The organism is Edwardsiella tarda ATCC 15947 = NBRC 105688, from assembly GCF_003113495.2.
Taxonomy (GTDB): Bacteria; Pseudomonadota; Gammaproteobacteria; order Enterobacterales; family Enterobacteriaceae; genus Edwardsiella; species Edwardsiella tarda.
The window spans coordinates 1,636,457-1,656,095 of record NZ_CP084506.1 but is presented as its reverse complement, the minus strand read 5'-3'; the positions used below and the strand labels follow the sequence as shown (position 1 = coordinate 1,656,095).

Here is a 19,639-nt window from a genome sequence, read left to right as displayed (position 1 = left end):
TCACTTTAATTAATAATATCGCTTAACTGCTCGGAGAGTTCGGTAATAGGGTTATTGTCGAGAGAATTAACTAAATCAATAATCCGATCCGCTGCCCGTGGCTTAAGGACTCCATTGACATTATCACGGAATTTTCTTTCAACATCGCCAGGTAGCATAGGATTTTCCGGATGTCCATAGTTAATATCGAGGCGCTTAGTCACTTCACGGCCATCGGTTAACGTGACGATAATGCGTCCCGGAAAATATTCCGGGAATGGGATCTCTCCCTCTTCGCAATAACGGAACGAGATCTTTTCGGCCAGCGCGAGAACCTCTGGGCGATCCAGCTCCGTCGCGTCGAACGATCGGAGACTGAGTCCGTCATCGATCATGCCTGTTGCGGCTAACCAAGGCAGGCTAAACTTGGCGGCATAAGGGGTCCCGGGAGTAATTTTAGTTTCTGCCGGCTCACAAATCAGAGCCCCCGCCACCGGATCCACGACACACTGGATCTCAACGATGTCTTCGGGAGCAATGCCATCATGGCGTAACATGCGGACGCAATCGACGCTGGCATGAGCGAAGTGACAGCAGGGGTAAGGCTTGATTGAAACATTCAACAACTCCCACCGCTGCCCCAACCCCCTGCCGATCTGGCCCGGCACGGAGCTATGATGCAGACCGTGGGTCATGAAGAGGCCAAAGCGCCCTTCGAAAATGGTCAGCGGACCCGTCATGCCCGCCTGGGCAAGGCGCGCGGCCAAGATAGCTGAGTGGGCTGCCCAGCCGGCGTGAAAACACTTGGAGGAAGAACTGTTGCTCAGGTACTCCGCCACACCGGAGGCTTGGCTACCGGCCAGGCCGATAGCATGGGCACACTCTTGGCCCGAGAGTCCTAACAGACGAGAGGCCGCGCTGGCGGCACCGAAAATACCGGCGACGGGGGTCGTATGGAAGCCCCGCTTATGGAAACTTCCCTGCGAGGCCAAGCCAACGCGAGCCGCCACTTCCCAACCGATAATATAGGCTGACAGCATCTCTTTACCACTGAGATTCATATCTTCGCTCAGAGCCATCACCAGTGGGACCAATATGGCGCTGCCATGGGTGATCGAGTCGGTATGGGTATCATCAAAATCCAGCACATGAGCCGCGATGCCATTAGCCAGTACAGCATACTCCGGTGAGAGCGTAATCGTGCTTGCCCAAACATGGCAGTGGCTTGGGGCCTTCGCCAGGGTACTCAGTACACAGCGAGCATTAACCGCGGCCGCCTGACGTGTTCCGGCGATGGCAACCCCCAGCGTATCCAACAAATGGAGACGCGCCCGTACAATCACAGCTTCCGGAATAGTATCTAGATCAAATCGAGTAATAAATTCACTGATCTGTTCGCTTAAGGTCATCATATTCATTCCAAATCAGGATATATTTTCCAGAATAGTCATCTGAGAATTATCAATGCAGGGATAACGCCCCTGGAGTAATGCGGGAGGCCTCCCCCGCAATCCCCCGTGACTAATTCAACCATCCCTTCGCGTTGACTTGTGCGATAACCTGATCCACCTGCTCTGGTGCGCTACCAATATAAGTGGTGGGATCTAAGGCTGCATTCAGCTCAGACTGACTGAGTATCGCCATGATTCGTGGGTTTTCGGTCAGGGCGTGGGCAAAGGTAGTCCCCCCTTCCAGCCCCTGCATTGCGGCCTCATAGATCAACTCATGGGCAGTCTGCTTGCCAGCCTTCTCGGAGAGAATAAACATGACCCGCTCTGCCAGCATGAAGCCACCGAGGAGATCGAGATTACTGCGCATCTTATTTTTATTTACTACCAGGCCTGACAAGGTAAATTTCATGTTATCCAAGATGATGGACAACATCAGGCAAATCTCAGGCAGAACCTTCCACTCCATTTTCCAGATGGCGCCATCACGCTCATGCTGGTGTTTCATTAGGTCGAGAAGTAGGGAAACGTTACCTTTCAGTGTATTGCTAACACAGGCCGCATTCTCGGTCGTCGCGGGGTTACGTTTATGGGGCATTGTAGAGGAGCCGATCTGCCCCTTAGCAAACGGCTCGGCCACTTCATCCAGCTCATTATGGGCCAGCAAGAGAATTTCATTAGCAATTTTCCCCAGCGTCGCACCGATCATCCCGAGAACCATGCCATATTCACAGAAGCGGTCACGGGCCGGCTGCCAAGAGATCTCCGGCACATTCAGCCCCAAACGTGACAGAACGCGCCGCTCCAACTCATCGGCCTGCTCTCCAAATGAGGCTTTGGTCCCCACCGCGCCAACCACACTTCCAACAAAGAAACGCGACTCCAGCTGTACCAGACGCTCGTAATGGCGGGTAATCTCAGCGAGCCAGATAGCGCTCTTGTGGCCAAAGGTAATCGGAATGGCCTGCAGGGCCAGAGTACGGCCCGCCATCGGCGTATTACGGTGAGTTTCCGATAGGGTTAGCAATGCACGGCCAATGGATTTCAGCTCACGTAAAAAAACGTTATGGGCCATTTTAAATTGCAGCATCATCCCGGTATCCATCACATCTTGAGTCGTCGGACCGAAATGTACATACTCACCAAATCCCTTAGCACAGGCATGCTCTAGGCCGCGGATAGTCGGAACCAGCGGGTGTTTGGTCAGTCTGACCTGTTCCAGAATGTAATCCATATCCAAACATTCTACGTTGGCACATGCCACTATCTCATCAGCGGCTTCGCTGGGAATAATGCCTAGCTCAGCCTGCTCAATAGCCAGCGCGGCCTCGTAATCCAGCCACATCTGTATCCGAGTATTGTCAGAGAAGATTTCACGCATTTCTTCAGTAGACCATAGATTTTTTAGCAAAGCTGAGTCAAAAACACCGGTAGACATCGTATTTAATCTCCTGATAGTAGAATCCACCAAGCAGAGGAATATAATTACATTGGTCAGGCTTACGCTAATGTAAATATTTCCTAGAGCAAACAACCTGCCAACCAATACTAAAATAAAACGTACCCTGTTGATACGGACATAGGATTAATAATCCTTGATGACTCTTAAATATTTTTTATCTAAAACATGAAAATGCACATACCCATACCTGTTATTTATCCAACTCTTCTTCAACCCTCTATTTTTTATAAGATATTTGAAACTCATTAATTTAACTTTGGTTACCTTTAGAATAATTAACATTTCAAGATGAGAACTGGATCTATTTTTAGTGATGAATGATTTTCAAGCCAATTCGGACTATGTTAGCGTAATTAAGGCAAATAAAACCGGCTAATGCCACGTCTCCAACTAAAAGTAGTTTAGTATTTTGCGCATACACCTTTCTATAGGTGTATATGCATCATTTCATTAATGTATTTATTATAAGGCATGGACAAAATGACGCGAAACCGTAAAACACAACTAATTCATAGTGGTCGAAAGACATATCAGGGCATGACACCGGTAAACCCACCGGTAATGCGCGCAAGTACCATTCTTTTCGATTCATTAGAAATCTGGCGCGATGTCCGCAAACGTAGAGAAAGCGAACGGTTACTCAGCTACGGCGCTCGTGGTACGGATAATGCATTTGCTCTGGAGCAATTAGTCACCGAATTGGAGGGCGGATACCGTGCTTGGCTATTCCCTACGGGACTAGCGGCAATTGCGATGACCATCATGGGCTATGCCCGTTCCGGGGGACACGTTCTATTTGCAGATTCGATTTATGAACCGGTCCGGAAAATTGCCAACGCCTTCTTGGCCCCCAATAATATCCAATATGATTTTTTTAAAACTGACGGGAGTGATTTTGAGTCACTACTACGCCCGGAGACCCAACTAATATTCGTAGAGTCACCGGGCTCCTTGCTGTATGAAATTCTTGATCTGCCTGCTATCTGCCACATTGCCCATCAACGGGGAATTCCTGTTGCAGTGGATAATACCTGGGGATCTGGGTATCTCTATAATCCGCTGAAGCTAGGTGCCGATGTATCCGTCATTGCCGCGACCAAATACCTGTGCGGCCATTCTGATGTCATGATGGGAATCATTGTTGCCAATCAAGATGCATGGGAAAAGATTGGCTCTCTGCCGGAGGCATTGGGCCAGTGCAGTAGCCCTGATGATGCCGCTTTAGTCTTACGTGGGGCGAGAACTCTAGCCCCCCGCCTTGAGGTTCATGGCCAGTCGGCCCTGCTCGTTGCCAAATGGCTACAGCAACGTCGTGAAGTCAAAAAAGTATGGTTCCCCGCACTGGAAGATCATCCTGGCCATGGGTTGTGGGAACGTGATTGCATGGGAAGTAATGGATTACTGACCATTGAATTTAAAACGCAATACAACACGACGGATAGTGATAATTTTATTAATAGCCTAACGCTGTTTGGTATCGGCGCGTCTTGGGGGGGCTTTGAGAGTCTCGTATTACCGGCCAATGTGCACGGAGCCCGCAGCGCCACCGACTGGAGTACGCACGGCCCATTCGTTCGTCTACATATTGGGCTAGAAGATGTCAATGACCTTATTAACGATCTAGCACAAGCATTCCGGGTATTTCAATAAAGACTAAACCGTTGCCAATGGTGATGGGAGGAAACCATGTTGGAACTTATTTTAGCAGGACTAGTAACTACACTGGTGGTGTATCTACTGGCTAAAGGATACAAACCCCAACCAGTACTTTTACTGGGAGGGATACTATTACTTACCCTAACGGCAGTATTTGACTTAGGTACAATATTACCCGCAGAGAAAAGCACTCACTTAAAGTATTTTGATATCTTTAAGATATTTTCTGACATTCTTAGCCTAAGATTAGCAGGACTTGGCTTAACATTGATGGCGATAGCGGGTTTTGCCCGCTATATGGAGCACGTGGGGGCGAGTAAAGCGTTATTCTCAATTTTTGAAAAACCACTAAAATCGGTACGCTCACCTTATATGCTGTTAGTTATTTCATTCCTGGTAACCCAGATCTTGGTGATCTTTATCCCAAGCCATGCAGGATTGGGTATGCTGCTAATGGTGACAATGTATCCAATCCTGATCCGTGCAGGGGTCAGTCCACTCTCTGCCCTAGCCGTCATCGGTTGTTGCCAGTTTATTGATCACGGCCCGGGCTCCGGTAACGTCATCATGGCAGCTAAAACGGCTAATCTGGACACAGCGACATACTTTATAAAATATCAATTACCCGTGTCCCTTCCTATCATCTTTGTTGTGGCAATTACTCACTTTTTTATCCAGAAATGGTGGGATAAGCGTGAGGGCTTTGTATTCAACCCAGCACACATTGATAAGATCGATCACCAGGATAACGACTGCCCACCACGTTATTATGCCATATTGCCGATCATTCCGTTGATCCTAATTATAGGCTTCAGCCCATTAATGCAGAATGTAATCAAATTAGACGTTACTACTGCAATGATTATCAGCACCATTATCGCACTGTTCTTTGAATATTTTCGCCTACGTAGTGCTAAGGCCGTACTTGATAGCTTCATGCTCTTCTTTGAGGGGATGGGTAAACAATTTGTGGTAGTGGTATCGCTGATCGTTTCCGGCGAGTTATTTGCCAACGGCCTGCTCAAAATAGGTGCCGTAGATAAACTGATTACTACAGCGCAAAGCGCTGGCCTAGGCATTGGAACCATGATCGTTGTCATGAGTTTTATCCTGGCGCTGGCAGCTTTCCTGATGGGGTCAGGAAACGCGGCATTTTTCTCATTCGCGGCACTCACGCCAAGAATCGCCGCTTTCTTGAAGATCGATGTGGTGACCCTCATTTTGCCGATGCAGATTATGACCAGTTTTGGTCGAACGGTATCGCCCATTACAGCAGCAATAGTTGCCATCTCTGGCATCGCGGGCGTATCGCCATTCCAGGTAGTTAAACGCACGGCGATCCCTATGGCTGCCGCGGCAATAACCAACCTGACATTGACCTTTATCTACCTATGATAATATTACCTCTTATCTATCGCGTCGTGGAAAATAGAGAGAACAGCACTTGGTAAAATAGGCCTACTCAGCTCCCATCAGTATCATTAGGCTGGCGGACACTCTATTTTTAGAGTGTCTACTCCCTCATGTTTTATATAACGATAGAGAGCAAAACAGAGCGTGACCTAATTCCAAGATAAATAGCACACCAGCAATAGCAATGCACGTATTCACTCCCTCGTGAAGATCATGCCAGAGGTATCTAAAAACCAACGCAAGTTACAGAGAGAAGTTAGCGCTCTCCCCTGCTATCAATATACTTTGAGTAAATGTTGGATTACCACGATGCCCCGTTATTTATCACAATGTAACTAAGGAATTAATTATGGTAGATCACCGCAGTGAAAAAGACTCGATGGGGGTTATAGATGTAGCATCTGATAGACTATGGGGGGCGCAAACTCAACGCTCTCTGGAGTATTTCCAGATTTCTACCGAGAAAATGCCGCAGGTGTTGATCCATGCCTTGGCGCTGACCAAAAAGGCGGCGGCCAAGGTTAATCAGGATTTGGGACTGTTGGATACGGATAAAGCTGTGGCAATTATGCAGGCAGCGGATGAGGTTCTCGCCGATCGCCATCCCGATGAGTTTCCCCTGGTTATCTGGCAAACGGGCTCCGGTACCCAAAGTAATATGAATATAAATGAGGTATTAGCGAACAGGGCCAGCGAACTGCTGGGTGGGGAGCGCGGTATGATGCGGAAAGTTCACCCCAACGACGATGTCAATAAAAGCCAAAGTTCGAATGATGTCTTCCCCACCGCAATGCACATCGCCGCCGTACTGGCGTTACATCGTCATCTCACGCCACAACTAAACCAGTTGATAGCAACCTTAGAAAAAAAATCGCAGGCATTTTCCAATATAGTGAAGATAGGCCGAACCCATTTGCAAGATGCCACGCCACTGACGCTAGGACAGGAGATCTCCGGCTGGGTGGCGGCGCTAGAACATAGCCTAAAACATATTGAATCCACCTTACCGCATCTATCTGAATTGGCACTGGGGGGAACTGCTGTCGGCACCGGGTTAAATACCCATCCTGAATATGCCTGCAGCGTCGCCGATGAACTGACAGCGCTTACCTCAGAGCCCTTTGTCACCGCCCCAAATAAATTCGAGGCCCTGGCAGCCTGTGATGCGCTGGTTCATGCACACGGCGCGTTAAAAGGCCTAGCGGCGTCATTAATGAAAATTGCCAACGATGTCCGCTGGCTAGCTTCGGGTCCTCGTTGTGGGATCGGTGAGATCGTAATACCGGAGAACGAGCCTGGCAGTTCGATTATGCCGGGTAAAGTTAACCCGACGCAGTGCGAGGCGATGACCATGCTCTGCTGCCAAGTCATGGGAAATGACTTAGCCATCAATATGGGCGGGGCATCAGGGAATTTTGAACTCAATGTCTACCGCCCGATGGTGATCTATAACTTCTTGCAGTCGGTACGGTTGCTGGCCGATGGTATAGACAGTTTTAACCGGCACTGCGCGGTCGGTATCGAACCCAACCATCAGCGGATCGATCAGTTGCTCAATGAATCATTAATGTTAGTTACGGCGTTGAATACCCATATCGGTTATGACAAGGCCGCGGAAATTGCCAAGAAAGCGCACAAAGAGGGACTCACATTGAAAGCGGCGGCATTGGCACTCAACTACCTGACCGAGGTGGAGTTTGACACTTGGGTACGCCCGGAGGTCATGGTTGGCAACATGAAACCTACGCTAGGCAATGCATAGTGAATGGCCAGTAGACTTATTCAGGGCAGAAAATATCCCTCGGGGAACACTGCTGAGGAGCGGGCGCATTAAGTTTTTTACTGGGTGCGCCCCACTCAGCAGCACTATCTGCATGATGATCTCTTCCTGGACGATATGCAGGGAAATATCGAGCAGTGGCAACATGCATATAACCGAAACAGCCCCTATATATCGTTAAACAGCCAGATCCCGGAGAAATTTATCCAAAGTCTACAAAGGATCCGATGCTCTGATTTAGCCAAGTTCTAAGTTAGAACGAATAGCTAACTACATTATTCGAAGAAAATAATCACGGGTAATATTGGGACAACCCATAAAAAAAACTGTATAACACTTCTCTTCATCGACAATTAAGAGGAACTTTTAATGGTTGCGATTGATAAAATAACAATGAAGTATCCAGGCGTAGATGCCTGACAAATGGGTGACAGCCCGGAACTGGCTAGCGAGCTTGCAGACCTGATCAAAAGGGGAATCAAAACGGCCTCCTGCGGATCTTTTTTCTCCTACCAGCGGGAAGAGTCTGCCCCGAGGATCGGGGGATATAACATTATCCTTGATGGCCAGAATGTTCCGGTCTGCGTGATCAGACTGGTTTCAATGCGACTAATGCGTTTTTGTGATGTGACTGAGGCGTTTGCCCGCAAAGAGGGTGAAGGCGATTTAAGTCTTGAATACTGGCGGAAAGAGCACCAGCGATTTTTCACCCGCGAAGGTCATTTTTCTGAAGAGATGGAGTTGATCGCAGAAGAATTTGAACTGGTTGAACTGCTGTAAGGTGAGATAAGCGGGCTGACATCTTATCCATAGTCATTCATGACAATGTCCACTCCTGGCACAGGACAGACCAGCATAATAAACGAGTCAACATCATTAATAATGACAAGCGTAACAATATGCGCGTGATAATATCCAGCCACGCGCCATCTTGCCTTTGCAATATATCAACGACCTACCCCTCTATCCCTGTATCGCCTCTACCCGTGCCTCGGGCGGCAGCGACCAGCCCTCCATCTCCAGGGCCAGCGCTAAACGAATATCCTCATGAGACATCACCCGACTCTGCGCAATCGACCAATGATACTTATTGCACAAGTACAAGTAGATCGCCTCAAAGCCCGCGACTGCCGATGGATAGCCGTGCATCCTGGCCAGATAGTCGCCAAAACAGTCGAGAGTATAAGCGAGTTCGGCGCGGGCTTGATAATGCTGCCAACGGTCGGCGTAGTACGTATGGCTCATAAAGAAACTCCTAACGAATTTAGTTTAGTAAGGTAGCACCGCTATTTAACGCAATAACGCGACCGGGCGCACATCCCCTAGGCACCATGTGATCGAGCGCCGTTTTTATCACCGCTCGGATCGCCTCGTCATGCCTGCATACTGTGCCTTCTTCATTAAAGCGGTCTTGTTGAATAAATCGAACGTTTAGGTGACTGGCGGATCTGATCGCTATTGTCGTTTCAGCATCGGCAGCCCATGGCAAAGTTAACGTTTAAAATGACCAACGGGTCAGTCTACCTCAAGGCGCTCAGGCAACGCGGTTTGCTGACGATCTGGTTTGATGGGTCTGCCATTGCTGCATGGTCTGAGCCTGTACAGCCTGACGCTGAAGGTCGTGGTCGACCGCCTCATTACACCGACATGGCCGTCAGCATGCGGTTGATGATGAAACGCCTGTTCAATCTTTCGCGCCGGGCTTCGCAAGGCTTCGTTGAGTCCATTTTTAAGCTAATGGCTCCACCGCTGCGCTACCCGGGCTACCGCGGCATCAGTAAGCGTGCCACGCCGGTTAACGTCAGCTTTAAAACGTCCTGTTGGGGTGAAATCGCTCATTGAGTGATAGACTCCAGAAGTCTGAAGGTCTTGGGCGAAAACGAATGACGGGTCCGACAACATGGGCTGACAAACACTGGGTGTGGCACAAGCTTCACCTGGCAATAGACAGTGTGACGCATGAGATTATCTGTGCAATTTACCGCTCCATGATACGACATGCACAGGCACTGCCGAGATGACTTAGCCTGGCCCACCGAAAAATCAGAGAGGCCTCAGCAAAAGGCATTCATGGTACGCGGGACGTTCATCATGCATTACAGCGGGAAAAGATCAGGCTATTTATCCCACCACGGAGTGATACGCGATACTGGCCTGATACATACCATGTGTCACCACGCGGTGGCGGATCCATATCTGAACGGTAGCAATGGCATCTGGAAAAAGAAAGTGAGTTATTAGCAGTGTTCGATAGACGAAACGGCTACGATGCTCCACATCAAAACCTTGCTAGGTGGTCATCTGAGCCTGCGTGACGATGACGCGCAGGTGGGAGAAGCGATGGCAATGGTCAACGCGTTGAACCGCATGACGTTGCCAGGTATGCCGCACAGCGTCCAGATCGTATAACAAGCGCACCAGTGGGAACCATCTTACCGCTTAACGCTGATTTACTCAATACAGCCCGCATATCCAGCCATATTTTTGGGCCATTTGTCGAATGACGACTTCGGATACGCACTATTGAGCGCCGATGGCTCGCAAGGAGAGCTCACCGTTCTAGAATGCCACACCAATCGCCGCCCAGTTCGATTTTGTCATGATGGTTATCCTAGTTAGGATCGCACTATCGCCGTTTTTCATGAAAATTTATCGATGTGAAAAACGATCTCAACAGCACGATTTGTCATACTCACTGCGGTCATCACAACCTTATGGTGATAAATTAAAAGGCTAACGTTCATACATCCGGGATGAAAATATGAAAATTGTGTTCTCCTTACTGGTAACCCTCACCTTAACCGCCTGTACCGGCCCCTTTAACGCCAACTGGGGCGTTCTACCGGCCAGCAGCCAAGTCTGCCCTAATGGCACAAATAGCGCAGGTCAGTGCCATTGACTTTCTCCCCCGCGCTAAAAGGTGGGATTTTACGGCGCACTGGATAAAGTCATCGTAAGTGTCACATACAGAACTGCCCGGTAGGGCCTGACATCCCTGAGAGGATAATGGGCATTAAATATGGTGGATCCCCTCCACCAAATCACGCTCCTTTATTCGTAATAAAAACCGAATTACCCCGTTGAATTCAAGATTAAAATCGTACGTACAGTACGTGAGGATTATTCGCTTCGCTCACCCTTCGGGCCGCCCTGAAGGGCGTTCAAAACTTTGTTAAGTTTTTTGTGAACCCTGCCCAGAATCAAAATAGAAAATAAAATAGCCTAATGGGAGGCTCTCAGATACGCAATAAGACTAACGGGGTATTCAGCAAACGGCACTTAGCCACTTGGCACAGCTAACCCCGTCTCCCCGGCATGAGCGGGGGAGACAGAGGGAAACACGATTCAGAAAGCAAAAAAACAAAGCATTAATGTCACATATGGCGCTGCTTGTTGAAATTAATCAGACTCCCCGCCTTGATGATTTCACGCTCCTCTGCGGTCAGACTCTCCAGATAGAGAGCGATTTCTGTTATCACTGCTGTTTGATGAATAACATAAGCAGTAATTTCTGAGTCTTGATTGTCCAGTGCCGTTTTAATTCCCGGGATATAGATATAATCCCCAACCTCAAAGGTCGGTGCGTCAGCCATCAGTAATGGTAACATTCCCCAATTGATCATATTGGAGCGATAGCGTTTAGTAGCATACTCCTGGGCAATATTTGCCAAGCCCCCAATCACTCGTTGGCAGCTAGCCGCTTGCTCACGCGCGGAGCCATCTCCAGGCTTAATGGCGTAGATCACACTACCAACCTCGGTCTGCAACGGATCGACATGCTCTTGCCCGGCAATTTGCCGAATACGCTCAAAGAGTATGCTCAGTTCACTAACGTTACCCGCCTGCCTTTGTGCCTCCAGCATGGCACTCGCCTTGCTACGCGCCACATAGCCCGGATCACGACGAGACAGGGTAAACTCCGCCAGTCCCAATGGATTCGAGCGATAGGAGGAGGTTTCACCAGACGGGATTAATTCATCCGTGGTGGTCACCTCGTCGAGAATTTTCGCACACACCTGCAGAACGATATTCTCGGTTAGCGCGCCTAACTCTGGCCAATCTTTAATATTAGGACCATAAATCAGCGCTTGCGGTGTGACACCTTTAACGAACCCCTGATACACACGATTTTTATACGGCGTTTGATCAAAGACATAATCCGGCACGTTATCCCAACACGCCAGTTCGCTCGCTGCGGTTAGGTATCCACCATTCGCAGCGGTCGCGGCAATGGAGCGAGCATCCATCAGCGCAACCGCCGACATCTGTCCGTTACCCGGCTTAGAACCTTCGCGATTTGGAAAATTACGCGTCGTATGGCGAATACTCAAACCGTTGTTAATCGGCGTATCCCCCGCTCCGAAGCAGGGTCCACAAAATGCCGTTCTAATAATTGCCCCAGCACTAATCAGGTCAGCGACTATACCCTTTTTCGCTAAATCGAGTAGTACCGGTTGCGAAGAGGGATAAACCGCCAGAGAGAATGCATCATTACCACAAGCGTGTCCACGTAGGGCATTCGCGGCCGCAATAATGTTTTCGTAGCTACCGCCGGAACAGCCGGCGATAATCCCCTGTTGAATTCTTAGACGTCCTTTTTCCACCTTATCGACAAGCGAGAGTTTCGCTTTACCTTGGGCGATACGCTCAGACTCAATTTCGACCTCACGCAAAATATCACACAGATTTTGATTGAGTGTATCAATCTCGTAGACATTGCTTGGATGAAATGGCAAGGCAATCATCGGTTTAATTGCACTTAAATCAACGTGGATACAGCCATCGTAATAAGCTAATGGCTGTGGATGCAATGGGCGATAATCCTGCTCACGACCATGCAATCGTAGCCAGCGCTCAACCGTCTCATCCGTTTGCCAGACTGAACTTAAACAGGTTGTTTCGGTTGTCATCACATCGACACTATTACGGAAATCCATCGATAATGAACTAATCCCCGGGCCGACAAATTCCATGACCTTATTCTTAACGTAGCCATTTTTAAATACTGCAGCAATAATCGCCAACGCCACATCCTGTGGCCCTATCCCGGGAGCAGGTTTACCCGTCAGGTAGACAGCGACGACGTCGGGATAGTCAATATCCCAGGTATCACTAAGCAGTTGTTTTACCAATTCACCGCCGCCTTCACCGACAGCCATGGTTCCCAAGGCACCATAGCGGGTATGACTGTCTGATCCTAGGATCATCTTCCCGCCACCGGCCATCATTTCACGCATATATTGATGGATCACTGCAATATGAGGCGGGACGAAAATTCCCCCATAACGCTGTGCCGCCGATAGGCCAAAGAGATGATCATCACCATTAATCGTCCCCCCAACAGCACAGAGTGAATTATGGCAATTTGTTAATACATAAGGTAACGGGAAACGCTCCATACCCGAGGCCTTGGCAGTCTGAATGATACCAACAAAAGTAATATCATGAGAGGCTAAGGCATCAAATTTTATTCTAAGTTTAGCCATATTGCCCGAGGTGTTATGAGCAGATAGGATAGACCATGCTATCGTTCCTTGCTTAGCACGATCTTTATCCTTCTCATTGACATAGCACTCCTCAGTTATCAGCTCTTCATTATTAACGAGATATACACCATTTTCAGATAACGTGATCATCAGCGACTCCAACCATCCATGTGCCAATAGCACACAGATCTATACAAATATATATTCAGATAAGAGATTAACCGTTCGTGAATAATTACAGCATATTCCAGCCGATCAACAGATTCCACCACCAGACCCCGAGAGTCATATGTACCAAGAAGGTTAACAATGTCAGCACGGCACCGACTGACCACCATGACTTAATATCGTTATAACCCACACCAAAAATAATGGGGCCCGCTGCACCACCGTAGTGAGTCACCATGCCACCATAGGAGTTGGAGAAGAGTAAAGCCAATGCTGTTAACATGAGTGGCGCCCCAGAGACATCCGCCAACATGGCAAAGACGGGTAGCATTGCAACAATATAAGCACTACCCGAAGCAAAGAAATAGCGAACAATAATACTCATAAAGATAATGATAAAAAATGCAACATTACCATGATCGCCAAAAGCCAGGTTATTTTTAAAGAGTTCAGCCAACCAATCGAAGAAGTGAACCTTGGAGAGCATCGAACTTAAGCCAATAATGCCGCCGTACCAAATTAATGTGTTCCATCCCCCCTTGTTTTTCACCACATCATCCCAGGTAACGATCCCTAACAACAGCATGGCCGCCATAACCACCAGGGCGACGGTAGATTGATCGACACCGAGGCTCTTACTGAAGATCCAACCTAACAATGCTAGGATAAATACCCCAAGCAACATTTTTTCGCGGCACTTTATCGCGCCTAGCTCCGCCAGACCAGCCTTAGCAATCGCTTTGTTATCCACTTTTTTGATTTCAGGTGGATATAAGATATAAATAATCAACGGCACCAACAACAGCATCAGTAGACCGGGTAAACAGGCAGCCAATGCCCACCCCCCCCAACTAATTTGCAGATGCAAAATGTCATTAATCATTTTCAGCGCCAGAATATTTCCCGCCATCGCCGTAAAAAACATATAACTGGTGGTTTTGGTGACCATATAGATCGACATCATCAAATAGTGGCCAATACGACGTGGGCTTTTCTCCGGATCGGAGCCCAAGGCTACCGCCACACTATTAATGATCGGTAATACAATACCACCGGCACGGGCGGTATTAGACGGTGTCGCCGGTGCGAGGACTAAATCGAGGAAGACGGTAACGTACCCCAACCCCAGTGTGGTATGACCGATTTTACCAATCAGATGGTAGGCAATTCGTTTACCTAATCCGGTGGTAACAAAAGCCGCACTTAAGGTAAATGCGGAAAAGACTAACCAGGTAGTCCCGGAGGTATAGCCACTCAATACCGCAGTCGTTTTAAATGCTCCTGCGGATAAATTTCCTACTACCACCATCGATGCAGCCAGTGCCACTAATAATACAACGGGTTCCGGGAATGGTTTAAGCACCAATCCGACAATCGCCGCCAGATAAATACCAAACAGTACCCAAGCCAGCGTGCTTAATCCTGCCGGGGCGGGAATTATCCCAATAACACATGGAACCGCTAACATTAAAATTAGCTTCCATAAAGATTTCTTATTCATGGTGAATCCTTATTTATGCATTGTGGATTTAACAGTCCTTGCTTTGCTCTCCTTATCACAACCAAAGCGCATCACTCATCAGGGAAGATAAACCTCTCCGGAAAAAATTTTCCGCGCAGTGCGAATCACTGAAGCGCGTAATGTTGAAATTTCCTGCCCTGAGTTACTCAAATAAACATCGAGTGAGCCGCTGGGATGCTCAATATTAATATTTCCATAAGTCACCGCAGAAGATACTTGACGCGTCACCGTTTCCCCCAACACACAACTCGTCGAGATGGCAATAGCCCCGGTAATCGCTAATGCACGATGACAGGCATGCGGCATAAAATAACGCACATTAATCGCACCACCTCGTTGTGCCGGTGATATCAGCACAGGTTTCGGTATCACCTTATTACTGACATCCCCTAAGCCCATGGCCTTACCCGCTTGTAGACGAATAGATTCGATTCGCGCTAATAACTCTTTATCGGCATCCAACTCGGCTGGTGATTCATAACCCGTTTTATCCAGACATGCGGCCTTAATAATGACCAGTGGCATTGCCATATCAATACAGGTTACTGGTACACCATCGAAATAGTCGATCGGTTTATCCGTCGGAAAGAGCTTCCCGGTTTTTGCTCCCGCGGCATTCAGAAAGGTTAACGCCACTGGCGCCGCAGTACCCGGCACGCCATCGATTCTTGCGTTACCGTCATACTGCACAACACCATCGGGCGTCTGTACATCGGCCTCAATATAAGTGCCCGTATTGACATTGCGAATACGTACACGGGTGAGTGGCTGTGTAGCCTTAATCAAATTCTGTTCAATCGCAAAGGCACCCACGGCAGAGAGCATATTTCCGCAATTTGGGGTGGTATCAACGCGCCGCTCATGGACTAATACCTGGGCAAAGAGATAATCGACATCCGCACAAGGGTCATCGGAACGACTAATAATAGCGACTTTGCTAGTAAGTGGATTACCGCCACCAATACCATCTATCTCCAGTTCGTTACCAGACCCCATTATTGTTATTAGTATGTTATCTCGCCGTATGGGATCTGTCGGCAGATGCTCCGCTAACAGGAATGCCCCCCGTGACGTTCCTCCTCGCATCATAACGCAAGGTATTCTTTTCATAACCACGCCCTCTACTTAGGATGACTCACGCTATGGTTGCATCAAGAGAAAAGCAGAGCTAATGACTTTAGCTCGGCGATTGATAAGTTTTTTTTATTAATTTACTCTCTCTGTATTCCACCACACTACTCAAACCCCGTGATATGGGCTATGGCAAAGCCAGGCACTTTAGTTTCTTGGAGTGATAATGAAGCATGATTTATCAAGCATGAAGGCATTTGTGATGCTGGCAGAGTCGGGATCGTTTAACAACACCGCCAAGATGCTTAACATTACCCAGCCGGCGTTAACGCGTCGTATACAAAAGATGGAGGATGACTTACATGTTCAGCTCTTCGAGAGAACCACACGTCATGTTACGTTGACCAACGTAGGAGAGATGCTACTGCCAGAAGCGAAAGAACTAATAAAAAAATTCGATGAAACGCTATTTAACATTAGCAACATGAGCGCCTACCACCGCGGCATGGTTACCTTGTCCTGTATCCCAACCGCCGTGTTCTATTTTTTACCCTTGGCGATCGGCAAATTTAATGAGCTGTATCCCAACATTAAAGTACGGATTCTTGAGCAAGGTACAAATGACTGCATGGAATCTGTCTTGTGCAACGAGGTTGACTTTGGGATAAACATGAACAACATCACAAATTCATCCATTGACTTTACCCCACTGGTCAATGAACCGTTTGTGCTCGCCTGCCGGCGCGATCATCCGTTAGCGAAGAAACAATTGGTCGAATGGCAGGAGTTGATCGACTACAAGCTGATCGGGGTACGCTCCTCCAGTGGCAATCGATTATTGATAGAACAAAAGTTGGCGGATAAGCCCTGGAAACTGGACTGGTTTTACGAGGTGCGCCATTTATCGACATCTCTCGGTCTGGTTGAGGCGGGTCTGGGTATCTCGGCGCTCCCCGGGCTGGCGATGCCACAAACAGCACATGCCACGATCATGGGTATCCCCCTGGTCGAACCGGTTATCCGCCGCACGCTGGGCATTATTCGCCGCAAGGAGTCGGTACTCTCCCCTGCTGCCGAGCACTTTTTTACGCTACTGCTTAATTTATGGACCGACGATAAAGATAATCTGTGGACCAATATCGTCGAAAAATAATGAGCGGATATCTTTCCATCGTGTCCGCAACGCGTTACCTCGTCTCTTACAGGGAATCGATGCCACTCACCAATGACGCATCTGGACGCGTGATGTGGATCTCCTTTTCCCCAGATATCCACCATGAACTCAATATAAGAATATAACGCTACGCGTCCCCACGAGGGATCGCTCTCCGGGTAGATGTGATGGCCCCTTGTCTTTGATGACCATCAGCGAGCCGTTGCCCTCAATCAAACGCATGACGAATAATCTCGGCAACAATGGCCGTGCCGGTGATCACCGAGACCAAATCATTTCCCACGATGTTCCATTCGCGTCCCGGATAGCGCGGTAACAAGCGGGCAAGACTCGCTGGCAGAGCCTGTTTGGCGATCCCCGGGGGAAGCGGTTTTCCTTTAGCCAGGTTCTTGGCGATCCCTGGTGGTAAGGGCTTATAACCCGCGATCCCCAGTAGCCGACTCTGGCGACGAAAGTCGTGCCAATCGAAGGTTTCCTCCCGCCCTCGGGCGTTACCTTTCTCCCACTTCTCCGCGCGTTGCCACTCCTCTGAATCGCGCCATGCGCCATGGCGCTCTGCATTATGAGCACCATGTCCATGGCCGTTTCCGTTGCCATGCCCATTCCCAGCACAGGCCGCCATCGGCAGCAATGCGCCACTCCCCCATATTGCTAGCAGTGCGATCAAGCTCATTCTTCTCATCGGTGACGCTTCCCTATTAGAGACGTTATATGTCTGAACTAATTTTATCAGTGAATAACTCACTCACCTGCCATCTACATAGCCGCGGAGCTAGCAAATCGGAAACATCTGAGCTAGAGGGGGTCGCCTTCGCATCCTGTCGATTACGGCAATCCTCGTCATGGATCGCTCCGTTCCATCGCTTATCCGCTCACTCTGCTCACTGGCGATAACGAGGTGTATGCGTCACGCATTGTTCGCTATTGAGCGAATCACTCAAATCGCATGCTACAGTGAATACGCATCAACGTGCTCGGCGCGCCACCCAGCACTAAACCAGCACTCAGCACTCAGCACTCAGCACTCAGCACTCAGCACTCAGCACTCAGCACTCAGCACACCATAAGAAAAAAGAAGCAAGAAACAGAGTATTAGTGTGGTCGTTTCACCGCACGCCACCCTGGGCGTCAGGCGTAGTATTGGGGTACTACGTGATAACTGATGGCTATGTTATAGTGAGTGTGTTTAATGATAGGGTATATCTTATGTGTACGGTTTTTTCTGGACAAAATCCTTTTAATTACACCAGCAGCGCTCGCTCTGTGCGTATCTGTGGCCACGTCACCAGCATACGCCTGGAAAATAAATTTTGGCAAATATTGGAAAGCCTCGCGATCTCTCAAAATAAAACCTTAGGGCAGTTTATCTCTAAGCTGTATATGGAAGCCTTAGATAATAATATCGATATGAAAAACTTTTCTTCGCTACTCAGATGTTCATGCCTCATTCACCTCGAAAATCGTGTCGATCAAGTTAACGCGGCGTAAGGTTGATACACCTAACGTGCTACGCTGGCATCCCCATATGACTCACTCACGCGCGCACATAGCCTCGATATTAGTGACGGCAAACGCTATTATTCTGTTATTCCCCCCTGCCCTCTACCAATAAAGTCCCCCGCGTAGTAAATAACTACTACCTTACGTCTACGATAACACTTTATCTTATATTCATTGATGACTAGTGGAGTAACCCATTATGGCTAAAATGATACACTCAATGATTCGAGTGTTTGACTTGGATCGTTCAATTAAATTCTACGCTCAAGCATTACAACTCAAAGTCAAACAACGATGTGATTTTGATGTTTTTTCTCTCGTCTATCTCGCCAATGAGGAGAGCAGTTTCGAGTTGGAGTTAACCTATAACGCGGATAGATGCACACCCTATTCCCATGGCTCTGGCTATGGGCATCTTGCCGTCACGGTTGATGATATCAACGCCACGCATAATGCGTTACTGACTGCGCAATTAATGCCGGGTGAGGTTAAAGTATTCCATCAACAAGATCAGGTATTGGCAAAATTTTTCTTTATCACCGATCCGGATGGCTACCAAATTGAGTTTATCGAGAGAGCGGGCAGATATCAATAAGCTTTAAGCCGCGACAACGGCAATATAAAAAAGGAGTAACGATGATAAACCTAACCGCGACCTTCACTGCGAAGAAGGGGAAAGAGGCTATTCTGCGTGATATTTTGTTAAAGATGGTCAAGGTCAGCAGACAAGAGCCTGGCTGTATCCGCTATTTCTTATATGAGGATGCGATGAAATCTCATGTCTTAGTATTCCAAGAGCAATTTATCGATCAAATCGCCTTCGATCAACACTGTAAGATGCCCTACTTTATCTCACTACTCAACGAGATAAAGGGAATTGTAGAAAAAGATCCTGATATTCAATTTTTCAAACAAGTTGATCCGGCAGCATAAGCGCCACATGACTGTCAATTTTTAAGTGTGCGCATGAATATCCCCCT

Annotated in this window: 16 protein-coding genes and 1 pseudogene; 10 read left to right on the top strand and 7 right to left on the bottom strand. The window is 48.3% G+C overall.

All coding sequences use genetic code 11. The features are described from left to right. Positions 1-5: 5 nt before the first annotated feature. Both DCL27_RS07685 and purB read right to left on the bottom strand, forming a co-directional pair. Positions 6-1,391: an MmgE/PrpD family protein gene (locus DCL27_RS07685; protein ID WP_223931128.1), complete on the bottom strand. Its 1,386-nt coding sequence runs from the start codon at positions 1,389-1,391 to the stop codon at positions 6-8. 109 nt (positions 1,392-1,500) lie between these two features. After that, positions 1,501-2,865, bottom strand: a complete 1,365-nt coding sequence (gene purB / locus DCL27_RS07680) for an adenylosuccinate lyase (RefSeq protein WP_035598545.1) — start codon at positions 2,863-2,865, stop codon at positions 1,501-1,503. 504 nt (positions 2,866-3,369) lie between these two features. On the opposite strand from purB, the gene metC reads away from it, so the two are divergent. From metC to DCL27_RS07660, 4 genes are all read left to right on the top strand, one after another. Continuing rightward, entirely contained in the window at positions 3,370-4,539 is a 1,170-nt protein-coding gene (gene metC, locus DCL27_RS07675) for a cystathionine beta-lyase (RefSeq protein WP_035598543.1), read from the top strand. Between the two features lie 36 nt (positions 4,540-4,575). Further along, positions 4,576-5,940, top strand: coding sequence for a C4-dicarboxylate transporter DcuC (gene dcuC, locus DCL27_RS07670; RefSeq protein ID WP_035598540.1), 1,365 nt, complete (start codon positions 4,576-4,578; stop codon positions 5,938-5,940). A gap of 367 nt (positions 5,941-6,307) precedes the next feature. Next, positions 6,308-7,720 carry a class II fumarate hydratase gene (gene fumC, locus DCL27_RS07665; protein WP_047059785.1) on the top strand — a complete coding sequence of 471 codons (1,413 nt, stop codon included), beginning with the start codon at positions 6,308-6,310 and terminating at the stop codon, positions 7,718-7,720. 441 nt (positions 7,721-8,161) lie between these two features. After that, complete coding sequence (locus DCL27_RS07660) at positions 8,162-8,518, top strand: ASCH domain-containing protein (protein ID WP_035600564.1); 357 nt, start codon at positions 8,162-8,164, stop codon at positions 8,516-8,518. A gap of 183 nt (positions 8,519-8,701) precedes the next feature. Here the strand turns inward: DCL27_RS07660 and DCL27_RS07655 are convergent, their stop codons facing one another. Next, positions 8,702-8,983, bottom strand: coding sequence for a hypothetical protein (locus tag DCL27_RS07655; RefSeq protein ID WP_005286518.1), 282 nt, complete (start codon positions 8,981-8,983; stop codon positions 8,702-8,704). Between the two features lie 237 nt (positions 8,984-9,220). On the opposite strand from DCL27_RS07655, the pseudogene DCL27_RS07650 reads away from it, so the two are divergent. Both DCL27_RS07650 and DCL27_RS07645 read left to right on the top strand, forming a co-directional pair. Next, positions 9,221-10,147 (top strand): annotated as a pseudogene (locus DCL27_RS07650) (IS5 family transposase). Between the two features lie 352 nt (positions 10,148-10,499). Beyond that, positions 10,500-10,637 (top strand): hypothetical protein, encoded by a 138-nt coding sequence (locus DCL27_RS07645; RefSeq protein ID WP_158409446.1) that lies wholly within the window; start codon positions 10,500-10,502, stop codon positions 10,635-10,637. A 475-nt stretch (positions 10,638-11,112) separates the two neighbouring features. On the opposite strand, the gene DCL27_RS07640 is transcribed toward DCL27_RS07645, so the two are convergent. From DCL27_RS07640 to DCL27_RS07630, 3 genes are all read right to left on the bottom strand, one after another. Next, positions 11,113-13,374 (bottom strand): hydratase, encoded by a 2,262-nt coding sequence (locus DCL27_RS07640; protein ID WP_035600380.1) that lies wholly within the window; start codon positions 13,372-13,374, stop codon positions 11,113-11,115. Positions 13,375-13,459: 85 nt separating this feature from the next. Further along, on the bottom strand, positions 13,460-14,893 hold the full coding sequence (locus DCL27_RS07635; RefSeq protein ID WP_005294187.1) for an anion permease: 1,434 nt from the start codon (positions 14,891-14,893) through the stop codon (positions 13,460-13,462). 78 nt (positions 14,894-14,971) lie between these two features. Beyond that, positions 14,972-16,024: a 4-oxalomesaconate tautomerase gene (locus DCL27_RS07630; protein WP_035600378.1), complete on the bottom strand. Its 1,053-nt coding sequence runs from the start codon at positions 16,022-16,024 to the stop codon at positions 14,972-14,974. 187 nt (positions 16,025-16,211) lie between these two features. Between DCL27_RS07630 and DCL27_RS07625 the strand changes: the two genes are divergently transcribed. Next, on the top strand, positions 16,212-17,138 hold the full coding sequence (locus tag DCL27_RS07625) for a LysR family transcriptional regulator (protein ID WP_005286543.1): 927 nt from the start codon (positions 16,212-16,214) through the stop codon (positions 17,136-17,138). Positions 17,139-17,367: 229 nt separating this feature from the next. On the opposite strand, the gene DCL27_RS07620 is transcribed toward DCL27_RS07625, so the two are convergent. Next, a complete protein-coding gene (locus DCL27_RS07620) occupies positions 17,368-17,841 on the bottom strand; it encodes an anti-virulence regulator CigR family protein (protein ID WP_223931129.1) in 474 nt (157 codons plus the stop codon). A 524-nt stretch (positions 17,842-18,365) separates the two neighbouring features. On the opposite strand from DCL27_RS07620, the gene DCL27_RS07615 reads away from it, so the two are divergent. From DCL27_RS07615 to DCL27_RS07605, 3 genes are all read left to right on the top strand, one after another. Next, on the top strand, positions 18,366-18,647 hold the full coding sequence (locus tag DCL27_RS07615; RefSeq protein ID WP_035594579.1) for a ribbon-helix-helix domain-containing protein: 282 nt from the start codon (positions 18,366-18,368) through the stop codon (positions 18,645-18,647). Between the two features lie 211 nt (positions 18,648-18,858). Further along, positions 18,859-19,254 carry a VOC family protein gene (locus DCL27_RS07610; protein ID WP_035599897.1) on the top strand — a complete coding sequence of 132 codons (396 nt, stop codon included), beginning with the start codon at positions 18,859-18,861 and terminating at the stop codon, positions 19,252-19,254. Between the two features lie 41 nt (positions 19,255-19,295). Continuing rightward, a complete protein-coding gene (locus DCL27_RS07605; protein ID WP_035599900.1) occupies positions 19,296-19,592 on the top strand; it encodes a putative quinol monooxygenase in 297 nt (98 codons plus the stop codon). The last annotated feature ends 47 nt before the right edge of the window (positions 19,593-19,639 follow it).

What these genes read in the sequence shown, in the direction of transcription:
- metC (WP_035598543.1), top strand. Translation starts at nt 3,370, where the DNA reads ATGACGCGAAACCGTAAAACACAACTAATTCATAGTGGTCGAAAGACA.
- purB (WP_035598545.1), bottom strand. Translation starts at nt 2,865, where the DNA reads ATGTCTACCGGTGTTTTTGACTCAGCTTTGCTAAAAAATCTATGGTCT.
- DCL27_RS07630 (WP_035600378.1), bottom strand. Translation starts at nt 16,024, where the DNA reads ATGAAAAGAATACCTTGCGTTATGATGCGAGGAGGAACGTCACGGGGG.
- DCL27_RS07660 (WP_035600564.1), top strand. Translation starts at nt 8,162, where the DNA reads ATGGGTGACAGCCCGGAACTGGCTAGCGAGCTTGCAGACCTGATCAAA.
- DCL27_RS07635 (WP_005294187.1), bottom strand. Translation starts at nt 14,893, where the DNA reads ATGAATAAGAAATCTTTATGGAAGCTAATTTTAATGTTAGCGGTTCCA.
- DCL27_RS07615 (WP_035594579.1), top strand. Translation starts at nt 18,366, where the DNA reads ATGTGTACGGTTTTTTCTGGACAAAATCCTTTTAATTACACCAGCAGC.
- dcuC (WP_035598540.1), top strand. Translation starts at nt 4,576, where the DNA reads ATGTTGGAACTTATTTTAGCAGGACTAGTAACTACACTGGTGGTGTAT.
- fumC (WP_047059785.1), top strand. Translation starts at nt 6,308, where the DNA reads ATGGTAGATCACCGCAGTGAAAAAGACTCGATGGGGGTTATAGATGTA.
- DCL27_RS07625 (WP_005286543.1), top strand. Translation starts at nt 16,212, where the DNA reads ATGAAGCATGATTTATCAAGCATGAAGGCATTTGTGATGCTGGCAGAG.
- DCL27_RS07620 (WP_223931129.1), bottom strand. Translation starts at nt 17,841, where the DNA reads ATGAGAAGAATGAGCTTGATCGCACTGCTAGCAATATGGGGGAGTGGC.
- DCL27_RS07640 (WP_035600380.1), bottom strand. Translation starts at nt 13,374, where the DNA reads ATGATCACGTTATCTGAAAATGGTGTATATCTCGTTAATAATGAAGAG.
- DCL27_RS07645 (WP_158409446.1), top strand. Translation starts at nt 10,500, where the DNA reads ATGAAAATTGTGTTCTCCTTACTGGTAACCCTCACCTTAACCGCCTGT.
- DCL27_RS07605 (WP_035599900.1), top strand. Translation starts at nt 19,296, where the DNA reads ATGATAAACCTAACCGCGACCTTCACTGCGAAGAAGGGGAAAGAGGCT.
- DCL27_RS07610 (WP_035599897.1), top strand. Translation starts at nt 18,859, where the DNA reads ATGGCTAAAATGATACACTCAATGATTCGAGTGTTTGACTTGGATCGT.
- DCL27_RS07685 (WP_223931128.1), bottom strand. Translation starts at nt 1,391, where the DNA reads ATGATGACCTTAAGCGAACAGATCAGTGAATTTATTACTCGATTTGAT.
- DCL27_RS07655 (WP_005286518.1), bottom strand. Translation starts at nt 8,983, where the DNA reads ATGAGCCATACGTACTACGCCGACCGTTGGCAGCATTATCAAGCCCGC.